General features: G+C 61.6%; 13 protein-coding genes. 8 read left to right on the plus strand and 5 right to left on the minus strand.

From position 1 onward, the window contains the following. Positions 1 to 181 precede the first annotated feature (181 nt). Positions 182 to 1,093: a LysR substrate-binding domain-containing protein gene (locus tag HX821_RS06425; protein WP_003210159.1), complete on the plus strand. Its 912-nt coding sequence runs from the start codon at positions 182 to 184 to the stop codon at positions 1,091 to 1,093. A gap of 117 nt (positions 1,094 to 1,210) precedes the next feature. Here HX821_RS06425 and argE read toward each other — a convergent pair whose 3' ends face one another. Genes argE through HX821_RS06445 form a run of 4 tightly spaced genes read right to left on the minus strand, consistent with a single transcriptional unit; the run spans position 1,211 to position 4,813 of the window. Then, positions 1,211 to 2,356 carry an acetylornithine deacetylase gene (gene argE, locus HX821_RS06430; RefSeq protein WP_177035445.1) on the minus strand — a complete coding sequence of 382 codons (1,146 nt, stop codon included), beginning with the start codon at positions 2,354 to 2,356 and terminating at the stop codon, positions 1,211 to 1,213. Continuing rightward, a complete protein-coding gene (locus HX821_RS06435) occupies positions 2,353 to 3,030 on the minus strand; it encodes a DUF1028 domain-containing protein (protein WP_003207324.1) in 678 nt (225 codons plus the stop codon). Before HX821_RS06435 ends, argE begins: the two co-directional genes overlap by 4 nt. 16 nt (positions 3,031 to 3,046) lie before the next feature. After that, positions 3,047 to 3,457, minus strand: coding sequence for a RidA family protein (locus HX821_RS06440; RefSeq protein ID WP_003207327.1), 411 nt, complete (start codon positions 3,455 to 3,457; stop codon positions 3,047 to 3,049). 24 nt (positions 3,458 to 3,481) lie between these two features. After that, entirely contained in the window at positions 3,482 to 4,813 is a 1,332-nt protein-coding gene (locus tag HX821_RS06445) for a flavin-containing monooxygenase (protein ID WP_371316147.1), read from the minus strand. Between the two features lie 153 nt (positions 4,814 to 4,966). Here HX821_RS06445 and HX821_RS06450 point away from each other — a divergent pair, with 153 nt between their 5' ends. The 6 genes from HX821_RS06450 to HX821_RS06475 all read left to right on the plus strand — a co-directional run bounded on the left by HX821_RS06450 (position 4,967) and on the right by HX821_RS06475 (position 11,283). Continuing rightward, positions 4,967 to 5,806 carry a helix-turn-helix transcriptional regulator gene (locus tag HX821_RS06450; RefSeq protein WP_177022031.1) on the plus strand — a complete coding sequence of 280 codons (840 nt, stop codon included), beginning with the start codon at positions 4,967 to 4,969 and terminating at the stop codon, positions 5,804 to 5,806. A 46-nt stretch (positions 5,807 to 5,852) separates the two neighbouring features. Beyond that, positions 5,853 to 7,235: an aspartate aminotransferase family protein gene (locus HX821_RS06455; RefSeq protein ID WP_134326381.1), complete on the plus strand. Its 1,383-nt coding sequence runs from the start codon at positions 5,853 to 5,855 to the stop codon at positions 7,233 to 7,235. 119 nt (positions 7,236 to 7,354) lie between these two features. After that, positions 7,355 to 8,734, plus strand: coding sequence for an APC family permease (locus HX821_RS06460; protein WP_177035446.1), 1,380 nt, complete (start codon positions 7,355 to 7,357; stop codon positions 8,732 to 8,734). 39 nt (positions 8,735 to 8,773) lie between these two features. After that, positions 8,774 to 10,264 (plus strand): aldehyde dehydrogenase, encoded by a 1,491-nt coding sequence (locus HX821_RS06465; protein WP_177035447.1) that lies wholly within the window; start codon positions 8,774 to 8,776, stop codon positions 10,262 to 10,264. Positions 10,265 to 10,291: 27 nt separating this feature from the next. Beyond that, positions 10,292 to 10,789 carry a GNAT family N-acetyltransferase gene (locus tag HX821_RS06470; protein ID WP_219736773.1) on the plus strand — a complete coding sequence of 166 codons (498 nt, stop codon included), beginning with the start codon at positions 10,292 to 10,294 and terminating at the stop codon, positions 10,787 to 10,789. Positions 10,790 to 10,806: 17 nt separating this feature from the next. Next, positions 10,807 to 11,283 carry a GNAT family N-acetyltransferase gene (locus HX821_RS06475; RefSeq protein ID WP_177035448.1) on the plus strand — a complete coding sequence of 159 codons (477 nt, stop codon included), beginning with the start codon at positions 10,807 to 10,809 and terminating at the stop codon, positions 11,281 to 11,283. Positions 11,284 to 11,344: 61 nt separating this feature from the next. Here the strand turns inward: HX821_RS06475 and HX821_RS06480 are convergent, their stop codons facing one another. Beyond that, the gene (locus HX821_RS06480) at positions 11,345 to 11,833 is read right to left on the minus strand and encodes an HIT family protein (RefSeq protein WP_177028165.1); all 489 of its coding nucleotides are present in this window, start codon (positions 11,831 to 11,833) and stop codon (positions 11,345 to 11,347) included. Positions 11,834 to 11,974: 141 nt separating this feature from the next. Here HX821_RS06480 and HX821_RS06485 point away from each other — a divergent pair, with 141 nt between their 5' ends. Then, complete coding sequence (locus tag HX821_RS06485; RefSeq protein ID WP_087692424.1) at positions 11,975 to 12,304, plus strand: DHCW motif cupin fold protein; 330 nt, start codon at positions 11,975 to 11,977, stop codon at positions 12,302 to 12,304. The last annotated feature ends 12 nt before the right edge of the window (positions 12,305 to 12,316 follow it).

The raw sequence follows: 12,316 nt of genomic DNA on the forward strand, positions 1-12,316 counted from the left end.
TTGGAGTGATCATGTGCAATGGTCACAGGGAGGTAAATTAGTAAGTTTGTTGCTATAGACCTTAAAAATAATATCTCGCGGGGTTTTTTGCTCCGGTATGTTGCATGCACTTGAATCAGTGTGAAAAAGCCGATTTTCACGCACTTGTTTGGGGCGAAATCCCACGTTTATGGAGGTCCCGATGGCTGCCTATAACCTGCGCCAGCTCAGATATTTTGTAACCACGGCCGAGTGCGGCAGCGTGGCAGAGGCCTCGCGCAAGCTCTATATCGCGCAACCGTCGGTGTCGACGGCCATCAAGCAACTGGAAGACAGCTTCGGCGTGCAGCTGTTTATCCGCCATCACGCCCAAGGGGTGTCGCTGACGCCGAGCGGTGCGCGGTTCTATCGTAAAGCCCTGGAGCTGCTGCGGGTGGCCCATGAGTTTGAGCAGAACGCCCTGGCAGACAATGACGTGGTGGCGGGGCAGATCGATATCGGTTGCTTCGAAACCGTGGCACCGCTGTATTTGCCGCGCTTGATTGCCGGTTTCCGGGAGCGTTGGCCGGGGGTGGAAATCCGTCTGCGCGATGGCGAACAACAGGAACTGGTGCAGGCGCTGACGGCCGGCAGTATCGATGTGGCGATGCTGTTTGAGCATGACCTGGGCAGCGCCATCGAGACCACGCCGCTGATGCCGCCGCAGCAACCCTATGCGTTGCTGCCGGCGGATCACCGGTTTGCGCAGCAGGCCAAGGTGTCGTTGGCGGACTTGGTGCTGGAACCGATGATTTTGCTGGATGTGCTGCCGAGCCGGACGTACTTCGTGAGCATCTTTGAAGAGCGTGGGCTGACGCCGAATATTGTCTTCAGTTCGCCGTCGATCGAGATGGTGCGCGGGATGGTAGGGCGCGGGTTCGGGTTTTCGATCCTGGTGACCAAGCCGTTTTCGCCGTATTCCTATGACGGGCAGAAGCTGGTGTGCGTGCCGTTGGCGGAGACGGTGACGGGGTCGGGGTTGTCGGCGGTGTGGTTGCGGCGGGCGCCGTTGACCAAGCCGGTGCAGTTGTTTGTGGAGTATTGCCGGGAAGAGCTGGCGCGGTTGTTAGGTTAGACACAGAACTAAAAATGTGGGAGCGGGCTTGCTCGCGAAAGCGGTGGATCAGTCAATACATCGGGTGACTGTCACACCGCATTCGCGAGCAAGCCCGCTCCCACATTTGGCCCGCGTTCAGGCGCGAATCGAGTCGAGCATGCGCAACAACATGGCATCGCAAGCCTTCAGTTGCGCAACACTCACAAACTCATCCGGCTTATGCCCCTGGTCCATGCTCCCAGGCCCGCACACCACCGTCGGAATGCCCGCCGCATCAAACAACCCACCCTCGGTCCCGAACGCCACGGTGCCAAATTCCCGCGAGCCGCAAAACGCCGCAATCAGCTCGGCCGCCTGGCTGCTCTGGTCGGTGGCCAGCCCTGGGTACGCCGACAACTCACTGAAGCGAATCGCACTCTGCCGGCTCACCGCCTGCATCCGCGGCAACACCTGCTGCATCGCATAGGCTTGCAGCTCCTCGGCCACTTCACCCGGGTCCATCGAGGGCAGGGCGCGCACTTCAAAGTCAAAACGGCAATCGGCAGGCACGATATTCAACGCCTTGCCCCCGGAGATCACCCCGGTTTGCACGGTGCTGAACGGCGGGTCAAAGCGCTCGTCCTGATGCACCTTGAGGCGCTGGCCGATTCGCCCCAACTCACCAATCAACTCGGCCGCATACTCGATCGCATTCACGCCCTGGGGCGCATACGCCGAATGGCAGGCCTCGCCATGCACTTCACAGCGCATGGCGAGCTTGCCTTTATGGCCCAGCACCGGCTTCAACTCGGTGGGCTCGCCGATAATGCACAGCAGCGGTTTCACCGGCCATTGTTCCAGCACCTTGAGCAACGAACGCACCCCAAGGCAGCCGACTTCCTCGTCGTAGGACAGGGCGATGTGCACCGGCATGCGCAAGTCTGCGCTTGCCAAGGCCGGCACCAGCGCCAGTACACAGGCGATGTAGCCCTTCATGTCCGCCGTGCCCCGGCCAAACAGCTTGCCGTCGCGTTCGGTCAACTCAAACGGCGGCAACGTCCACGGCTGGCCATCCACCGGCACCACATCGGTGTGCCCCGACAGCACAATCCCGGGCACATTCGCCGGGCCGAGGGTGGCGAACAGATTGGCCTTGCTGCGCTCATCGTTGTAGATCAACTCGCAAGGCACGCCGAACCCTGCCAGGTAATCGCGCACGAACTCGATCAGCTTCAGGTTGGATTCGCGGCTGGTGGTATCAAACTCCACCAGCGCCTGCAGCAGTTCCCGGCTGGTGCTCATCGGTCGTCTCCGGCCACGCCGTAGCCAGGGGAGCGGTCCGGGGCGAGGGCGCGGTCGATGTAGTCCTGCACCTGTGGACGGTAGGCGTCCCAGAGCTTTTGCAGCTCGGCGATCGGCTGCTCGTCGGCCCAATCCACCCGCAGGTTGATGATCGGCCAGGTCAGCTCGCCCACCACCACCAGCGCGGCGGAATGCACCGGCCCGGCTTCGCCCCCGGCGGCAATGGCCGCATGCATCGCGGCCAGCAGGCGGTCTGCCAGTTGGCCTTCGCCTTGCTCGAAGGCCTTGACCATCGCCTCGATCACCGCGCGGTCGGCGAGCATATTGCCGGCGGCCACGCACTGTTCGCCCGACACCGCATTGTGGGTGCCAAGGGTTTCGTTGCCGCTGAAATGCACCGTGCGCCCGAGGTGATCAATCGCCGTCAGTTGCCGGTATTGGCTGTAGCCGTTGCGGGTCAGGGCCTTGTCTACGGCATCGGCAGGGGCAAGGCCTTGCTCCAATAGATCGAGTACGTCCGGGCCGAGGGCGGGCAGGGTGATGTTCTGGGTCGAGACCGCACCCACGCCGGGCCGCAGCCATGGGCAGCGGGCGCCCACGGCGATGCTCGATGAGCTGATGGCAATGCCCATCTGGCCGGTTTCCGCGCAGCGGGCGACGATTGAAAAGGTCATGTCGTGCCTCCTTGGGTTACTCGGGAATGACTGCAATCACGTCGATTTCCATCAGCCACTGTGGCTGGCCCAGGGCCGAAACCACCAACCCGGTGGAGATCGGGAACACGCCCTTGAGCCACTTGCCGACTTCCTGGTACACCGGCTCGCGGTAGCGCGGGTCGATCAGGTAGGTGGTGGTCTTGACGATGTGGCTCAGGTCGCTGCCGGCCTCTTCCAGCAGTTGCTTGACGTTTTTCATTGCCTGTTCGGCTTGCGCGCGCGGGTCGCCAAGGCCGATCAGGTTGCCGTCGAAATCGGTGCCCACCTGGCCCCGTACATACACCGTGTTGCCGGCGCGTACGGCCTGGCACAGGTCATTGTCCAGGCTCTGGTTAGGATAGGTTTCCTTGGTGTTGAACATGCGGATGCGAGTGTGAGTAGGCATCAAAAAAACTCCAGAAAAAAGTGATCAGGCGCTGACAGGTGAGGTGTGAACAACCGGTGCGGGCTCGCGGTATTCAAGGTATTGGCGCTGGATGGCGATATGGTCGGCCACGTACTTGGCGTCATGCCACACACCCCAGATAAACGACGAGCCCCGGCGCGACTGCCATGGCAAACCGAGGAAGTAGATGCCCGACTCGCTGGCTACGCCGCGCTGGTGCTGCGGCTTGCCGGCGGCGTCAAATGCATCGACCTTCAGCCAGCTGTAATCCACGGCAAAGCCGGTGGCCCAGATGATTGAAGTGATACCGGCCTTGGCCAGGTCCAGTTCCAGGATCGGGTGCTTGATGCACTCGGCATCGGGAAATACGCGACGCGCTTCGGGCTCTGGCGGCAGGTCGAGGCCGTTGCGCTCGATATAGGCATCCGCCGCATCCAGCAGGGCCAGGTAGTTCTCATCGCCGCGGGCCAGGTTTTCCACCAGGTTGGGCTGGAAGCTCGCAACACTGCCGTTGAAGGATTGGGTCAGGCCGACCAGGGTCATGCCTTGTTGGGCCAGCTCGCGGAAGTCGATGGTCTTGCCGCCGTGGGCGCCGCTCACCGCAATGGTCACGTGCTCGCGGCCGGGTTTCATCGCGGCCTGGTCCCACTCACCCAGCACGCCCAGCCACCAGCAGAAATCGCGGTTGCGATAGGCACGCGGTGGGCGGTCGTGAGCACCCACCGACAGGTACACCTGGCGCCCGGAGCGTTGCAGTTCGTCGGCGATCTGCACCCCGGAGGAACCCGCCCCCACCACCAGCACCGCGCCGGCCGGCAGTTGCGCGGGGTTGCGGTAGTCGGCGGAGTGGATCTGGTGCAGCGCGCTGTCTTGAGGGGCAATCGCCGGAATCACCGGCTTCTGGAACGGCCCGGTGGCCGCCACCACGCGGTTGGCTTCGATCACGCCTTCGCTGGTGTGGATGGTGAAGCCTGGGCGACCGACATTGCGCACCACCGAGGTCACGTCGACGCCGGTACGAATCGGTGCATTGAACTTGCGTGCATAGGCTTCGAAGTAGTCCGCCACACGCTCTTTCGGCGCAAAGCCATCGGGGGCGACGTTATCGAAAGCCAGGCCCGGAAAACGGTCATGCCAGGCCGGGCCGTTGGCGACCAGCGAGTCCCAGCGGCCGGTGCGCCAGCGCTCGGCGATACGGCTGCGCTCCAGCACCAGGTGCGGCACGCCTTGCTTGCTCAGGTGCTCGCTCATGGCAACGCCAGCCTGACCGGCTCCCACCACCAGCGTGTCTGTTTTTGTTATTGCTTGAGTCATGTGTCTGTCCTTGCGTAATGCAGTTGGATTCAGCTTGGGCATGGCTTCAAGGCTAGGCGGAGGGCGGTTTTTAATAAAATATTATTAAGCTGGGAAGTGAGCATAAATATCGGATGCAGGCTCACCCTATCGGGTGATTTCGAGGATGGAGCGGGTGTGCAACCATCCTTGCAGTTCTTTCAGCGAGTGTTTGAAGTGGAAAACGACCGGCTTTCTTCTGCGCAATGGTTCGAACAGATGGCCCGGGTGACCGATAGCATCGGGCAATCGGGGTTCGCCGCGACCTTGTTCGAGGCTCTCGGTTATCTCCAGCCGATCCAGGCCACCACGCTGTATTTCTACCCGCGCGGCGGCATGCCCAGTGCGCTGTTCGAGCTGGACGGGCCATGGTTGCCACAAGGCAATGTGCGCCAGTACCTGTCGGGGTTTTATCTGCTCGACCCGTTTTACGGGGCCTGTGTGGAGGGCGTCAGCTCCGGGTGTTACGAGCTGGCCGAGGTCGCCCCCGATCACTTCGAGCTCAGCGAATACTTCCAGTCGTTTTACCGCCACTCGCATCTGGAGGATGAGCTGAACTACATCCTGCAGTCGAGCAACGGCTCGAGCCTGGCGGTGTCGCTGGCCTTTACGCAAAAGCTCGACGCCACCATCACCGGCCAATTCAAACGCATCGCGCCGTGGGTGCTGGCGGTGCTGGGCAAGCATTTCGTTGGCCTGGATGCCCAGGGGGCGCGATTCGAAAACCTGCTGGAGCAGCGCATTCACTCGGCGCTGAACAACTTCGGCTCGTCGATATTGACCGAGCGGGAATGCCGGATCGCCCAACTGATCCTGCGCGGGCATTCCACCCGTTCGCTGGCCGAACGCCTCGACGTCTCGGAAGACACCATCAAGTCCCACCGCAAACACATCTACACCAAGCTCGATATCGGCGCGCAATCGGAACTGTTTGCCCTGTTTATCGATTCGCTGGCCGAAGCCCAGGGAGTGCTGAGCAAAGACCCCCTTGAAAGCTACATGAGCAAGCACCGCTGAGCGGCGTTGCTCGCCCTTGCGTCACTACTAATAAGAGAGAAATACCATGAACGTACCCGCCCAACTGAACCGCCTGACCGAGGACTACCAGAAGTCGGATGCGGCCCACCACATCCATGCATTTGTCGATCAAAAAGCGCTGAATGCCGAAGGCCCTCGGGTGATGGTGCGCGGTGAGGGCCTTTACCTGTGGGACAGCGAAGGCAAGCGTTACCTGGACGGCATGTCGGGCCTGTGGTGCACCCAGCTGGGTTACGGTCGCAGGGACTTGACCGCTGCCGCTGCCGCCCAGATGGACCAGTTGGCGTACTACAACATGTTCTTCCACACCACCCACCCGGCGGTGATCGAGCTGTCGGAGTTGCTCTTCAGCCTGTTGCCGGGCCACTACAGCCACGTGATCTACACCAACTCCGGCTCCGAGGCCAACGAAGTACTGATCCGTACCGTGCGCCGTTACTGGCAAGTGGTCGGCCAACCGCAGAAAAAAATCATGATCGGGCGCTGGAATGGTTATCACGGCTCCACGCTGGCGGCGTCTGCCCTGGGCGGCATGAAGTTCATGCACGAGATGGGCGGCCTGATTCCCGACGTGGCACACATTGACGAACCCTACTGGTACGCCCATGGCGGCGAGCTGACGCCTGCCGAGTTCGGCCGCCGCTGCGCCTTGCAGCTGGAAGAGAAAATCCTCGAGCTGGGCGCTGAAAACGTCGCCGGGTTTATCGCCGAGCCGTTCCAGGGCGCGGGCGGCATGATCTTCCCGCCGGAAAGCTACTGGCCCGAGATCCAGCGCATTTGCCGGCAATACGATGTGCTGCTGTGTGCCGATGAGGTGATTGGTGGCTTTGGCCGTACCGGCGAATGGTTCGCCCATCAACACTTCGGTTTCGAGCCCGACACCCTGTCCATCGCCAAGGGCCTGACCTCCGGTTACCTGCCGATGGGTGGCCTGGTGCTGAGCAAGCGCGTGGCCGATGCGCTGGTGGAGCGCGGCGGCGTGTTTGCCCACGGGCTGACCTATTCCGGGCACCCGGTGGCGGCGGCGGTGGCGCTGGCCAACCTCAAGGCGCTGCGGGACGAAGGCATCGTGCGCCAGGTGAAGAACGACACCGGACCGTACCTGCAAAAAATTCTCCATGAAGTGTTTGGCAATCACCCGATGATCGGCGAGATCCAGGGCACGGGTCTGCTTGCGGCCTTGCAGTTCGCCGAAGACAAGAGCACCCGCAAGCGCTTCGAGAACGAAAACGACCTGGCCTGGCAGTGCCGCACGTTTGGTTTCGAAGAGGGCGTAATCATTCGCTCGACGCTGGGCCGCATGATCATGGCGCCGGCACTGGTGGCCACGCGCACTGAGCTGGACGAGCTGGTTGAAAAGACCCGCATCGCCGTGGATCGCACCGCACGGATCGCGGGAAAACGCTGAAGTGACCAGCGCGCCACCCCAGGCGAGGGGTGGTGCGCAACCTCCATCAGGCAACGCTGAACGGCATCGATGCCATCGAATGCCGCGACGCCCTGCATCCCCATTTCCAGGAGTCACCCATGAATACAATAACAAACGTGACCGATACGCCCGCTCATCAATCCTCACCCAAAGCCGCCTCGTCCCGCCGCTTCCGTCAGCCGCTGGGTCTTATCGGGCTGGTGTTGTTCGGCCTGGCGTACATGGTGCCGCTGGCGGTGTTTACCACCTACGGCCTGGTAACCCAAATGACCAAGGGCCACTTGCCGACCGCCTACATGCTGACTCTCGCCGCCATGCTGCTGACGGCCTACAGCTATGGGCGCATGGTCCAGGCGCATCCCTATTCGGGCTCGGTCTACTCCTACACCCGCAAGGCGTTTGGCGCTTACTTCGGCTTCATCGCCGGGTGGACCCTGTTGCTGGACTACATCTTCCTGCCGTTGCTCAGCTATTTGCTGATCGGCATCTACATGTCCGAGTATTTTCCCGGGGTGCCGACCGCCGTGTGGGTGCTCGGCTCGATTGCCCTGGTGACCACGCTGAACCTGGTGGGCATCGAGTCCATCACCCGGGTCAACTGGATACTCATCGTCGCTCAGTTGGTGTTCATCGTGGTGTTCGTGGCGTTGTCGGTGCACACCCTGAGCGAGCAGTCCGCACCCGTGTCGCTGCTGGCGCCATTCCACCATGAAGGCTTCAGCGCGCCGCTGATCATGGCGGGCGCCGCGGTGCTGTGCCTGTCGTTTCTTGGCTTCGATGCGGTGTCGACCATGGCCGAGGAAACCCCCAACCCACGCCGCACCATCCCGTTGGCGATCATGGTGGTGTCGCTGTTCGGCGGCCTGCTGTTCCTGCTGGTTTCGTATTTCGCGCAAATGGTGTTCCCGCAATGGAACAGCTTCGTCGACCCGGATGCCGCCTCGGTGGATGTGATGCGCCGGGTGGGCGGCGAACTGCTGGTGACCGCCTTTACCGCAACCTATGTCGCCGGTTACTTCGCCTCGGCGATGGTCTCCCAGGCCAGCGTGTCGCGGGTGCTGTTCGCCATGGGCCGTGACGGCGCGCTGCCCCGCGTGCTCGGCAAGCTGGTGACGAAAAAGCGCGTGCCCGCCACGGCCATCGTGCTGGTCAGCCTGTTCTCGCTGATTGCCTTGTTCATCACGCTGGATACCGTCGCCAACATGATCAGCTTCGGTGCGCTGTTCGCGTTCTCGGCGGTGAACCTGGCGGTGATCAAGCACTACCTGGTCGACCAGAAGTTGCGCGGTACCAGGAACTACTTGCTGTACGCGGTTGTGCCGGCGCTGGGGTTCCTCAGCACGATCTGGCTATGGAGCAGCCTTTCCAGCCTGTCGTTCACCATCGGCCTGTGCTGGATGGGGCTTGGGCTCCTGTGCCTGCTGGGCATCACGCGGGGGCTGCGCGTGAAGATGCCGGAACTGCAGATCGCCGAGTGAACCCCTCTTTTATCCATCGCCATTCATTGGGAGTACAACGTGTTCGACCTTAACTACTGGCAACAGCGTGTTGCCCGCCAGACGTTCATCAACACCGCCCTGATCGGTGGCCGCTCAATGAATGCGGCATCCGGGGCGACCTTCGATGCCATTAACCCTGCGACCCAGCAGTTGCTGTCGCGGGTTGCAGCCTGCGGTGACGCAGAAGTCGACCTGGCCGTGCGCAGCGCACGCCAGGCCTTCGAGACCGGCCCCTGGCGACGGATGCCGCCGGTGGAGCGCAAGAAAATTTTGATCAGGCTCTCCGAATTACTGATGACCCACCGCGAGGAACTGGCGCTGCTCGATTCGCTGAACATGGGCAAGCCGGTGATGGACGCCTACAACGTTGACGTGCCCGGCGCCGCCAATGTGTTTGCCTGGTACGGCGAAGCCCTCGACAAACTCTACGATCAAGTCGCGCCCACCGCTCACAACGCGTTGGCAACCATCACGCGTGAAGCACTGGGGGTGATCGCGGCGGTGGTGCCGTGGAACTTCCCGCTCGACATGGCCGCCTGGAAACTCGCGCCGGCGTTGGCGGCCGGTAACAGCGTGGTCTTGAAACCTGCCGAGCAGTCGCCGTTTTCTGCCCTGCGCCTGGCCCAGCTTGCCCTGGAAGCCGGTGTCCCTGAAGGTGTGTTGAATGTGGTGCCCGGCCTCGGCGACAGTGCCGGCAAGGCCCTGGGGCTGCACCCCGACGTGGATTGCCTGGTGTTCACCGGCTCCACTCAGGTGGGCAAATACTTCATGCAGTATTCCGCCCAGTCCAACCTGAAACAGGTGTGGCTGGAGTGTGGCGGCAAGAGCCCGAACCTGGTGTTTGAGGACTGCCAGGACCTGGACCTTGCGGCGCAGAAGGCCGCCTTCGGCATCTTTTTCAACCAGGGCGAAGTGTGTTCGGCCAACTCCCGTCTCTACGTGCAACGCTCCATCCATGACGAATTCGTCGAGCGCCTGATCGCCAAGTCGCGCGCCTGGATACCGGGTGATCCGCTGGACCCCGGCAGTGCGGCCGGTGCCATCGTCGACAGTCAGCAAACCGCACGCATCATGCACGCCATCAGCCAGGCCCAGGGGGAGGGTGCCAGGCTGTTGTGCGGTGGCGAACAGTTGACCATCAATGGCTCCTCCAACTTCATCCAGCCAACCATTTTTGCCGACGTGACCCGCGACATGGCCCTGTCCCGTGATGAAGTGTTCGGCCCGGTGCTTGCCGTCAGCGCTTTCGACACGGAAGAGCAGGCGATACAGCAGGCCAACGACAGCCTCTACGGCCTGGCGGCCTCGGTCTGGAGTGATGACCTCAACCGTGCGCACCGTGTGGCCCGTGCCCTGAATGCCGGGACGGTGTCGGTCAACACCATCGACGCCCTGGATGTGGCGGTGCCGTTCGGTGGTGGCAAGCAATCCGGGTTCGGGCGTGATTTGTCGCTGCACGCTTTTGACAAGTACACGCAGCTGAAAACCACCTGGTTTCAGCTGCGTTGACTCAAGCGGTTATCCGGTCGTGTATTTATGCGTGCGCGACCGGCACAACTACAGGCAAAATCAGTGCGAACTCAGAGGGCTTTGAACACCATGGTCACTATTCGCGTAATGAGCACTGCCGACTACGACGCCGTGCTCGAACTGATGCAGAAAACGCCTGGCATCTCCCTGCGCGATGCCGACTCCCGCGAGGCCACTGAGCGTTACCTGGAGCGCAATCCAGGCATGAGTTTCGTCGCCGAGGTCGACGGGGGGCTGGTTGGGTGCGTGATGTGCGGGCACGATGGCCGGCGCGGGTATTTGCAGCACCTGCTGGTGCTGCCCGCGTATCGGCGCCAGGGTATTGCGAACGCGTTGGTTGAGCGCTGCCTCACCCGCCTGGCGCAATTGGGCATCCGCAAATGCCACCTGGATGTGTTCAAGTCCAACGACAGCGCTGCCCGTTATTGGCAGGGCCAGGGCTGGCAGCTGAGGACCGATATTGATCGCTATTCGTTTACCCGACCGGGTGACGAGAACGCCTGACGTCCATGGAGGGACAGATGCTCGAGATACGACGCGCCACGCTGGAAGATGCACAGGCAGCCTTCGACATTCGCCTGTTGGCCATACGCAGCCAATGCATCGGCGCCTATACGTCCGAGCAGATGATGTTGTGGACGCAAGGCGCAGCCAAGGACGGTTACGACACGCTGATGGACAAGCATTTTTACCTGGGCTGCCTAAACGGTGAACCTGTGGCCACCGGCATGCTGGATCTGGCGAACAACGAAATCGGTGCGCTGTTTGTGCTGCCCGGGTTTACCGGACGCGGGATTGGCAAGCAGATACTGGCGTATCTGGAAGCGTTGGCGCAGGAATTGGGGATCGAGGAAGTGATCCTGGACGCGACGTTGAACGCGGCGGATTTTTATCGGCGGTGTGGGTATGTGGGCGATGAGCAGGCGATCTACCACTCGCCATCGGGGTTGCAGTTGGCCTGTATTCCTATGCGTAAACACCTGCGCCGTTTGCGCTGACACGGAAAAACTGTGGTGAGGACGCTTGCTGTGGCGAGGGAGCAAGCTCCCTCGCCACAGGTCATGTGTCGTCCTGGGTATTGAACTCCGTACGCAAACACCTGATCACCTCGCTCACCGAAGCTCCTTGAACCACCGGCGGCGTAGGGCTCTCACCAAACTCCCGCCAGATAAAAAGCGTCAGCTCCGCACCGTCGGTAGCCTTCTGCTGCGTCCCGAAATCCTGCAACACCCGATAGCGCTCATCCTGCCAGAACAGCGCTTCAACCCATCCATACACCGGTATGAAATGAAAGTGCAGCGGGAAGCCCGGCATATGCCCGAACCGGCTGATGTAAAGCCACTTGGGCTTCAACTGAGCCTCCATGACCCGCTGGGTTTTGGCCAGCAACCCACCCAGCTCCGCGAGCGCCGCATCGGGCATCTCGGCCAGTGAGTCAACCGGCGCCTTGGCACCCAGCATCAGGTAGCCCGGCAGTGCGGATAACAGGTGATGATTGAGCAGCCAGTGCTCGGTCTCATGCACAACAAAGGATGGATCGATCTTCATCGACGGGCTTCCATGCGAAGAGGCTTGGCAGGATACCAAGAGTCATCGCCCTGTATCCCGCAAATGCAGCGGATCTGTCTCTATCGCGGCATTCACCTTATAGATACGGTTCATCCATACCTATTCAATGCCGAGAAAACCATGGACCTGACCGCAATCCCCTTTGGCACCACCGACTGGTCGACCCTCGAGCCGGTGATGCATCCCGGCGAAACCGGCAGTGCGTATTGGCGCACCTGCCAGTTCGGTTCAACCCGCGTGCGCATGGTCGAATACAGCGCCGGTTACCTGGCTGATCACTGGTGTTGGCGCGGGCATATCCTGCTGTGCCTGGAAGGTGAGTTGCATACCGAGCTGGAGGATGGCCGGCAGTTCACGCTGACTGCCGGGATGAGTTATCAGGTGGGCAATGACATGGAGGGGCATCGTTCCTCCACTGCCATTGGCGCAAAGTTATTTGTGGTCGATTGACGTTCCATCGCC

The sequence above is a fragment of the Pseudomonas sp. B6001 genome (genome assembly GCF_013386015.1).
Taxonomy (GTDB): Bacteria; Pseudomonadota; Gammaproteobacteria; order Pseudomonadales; family Pseudomonadaceae; genus Aquipseudomonas.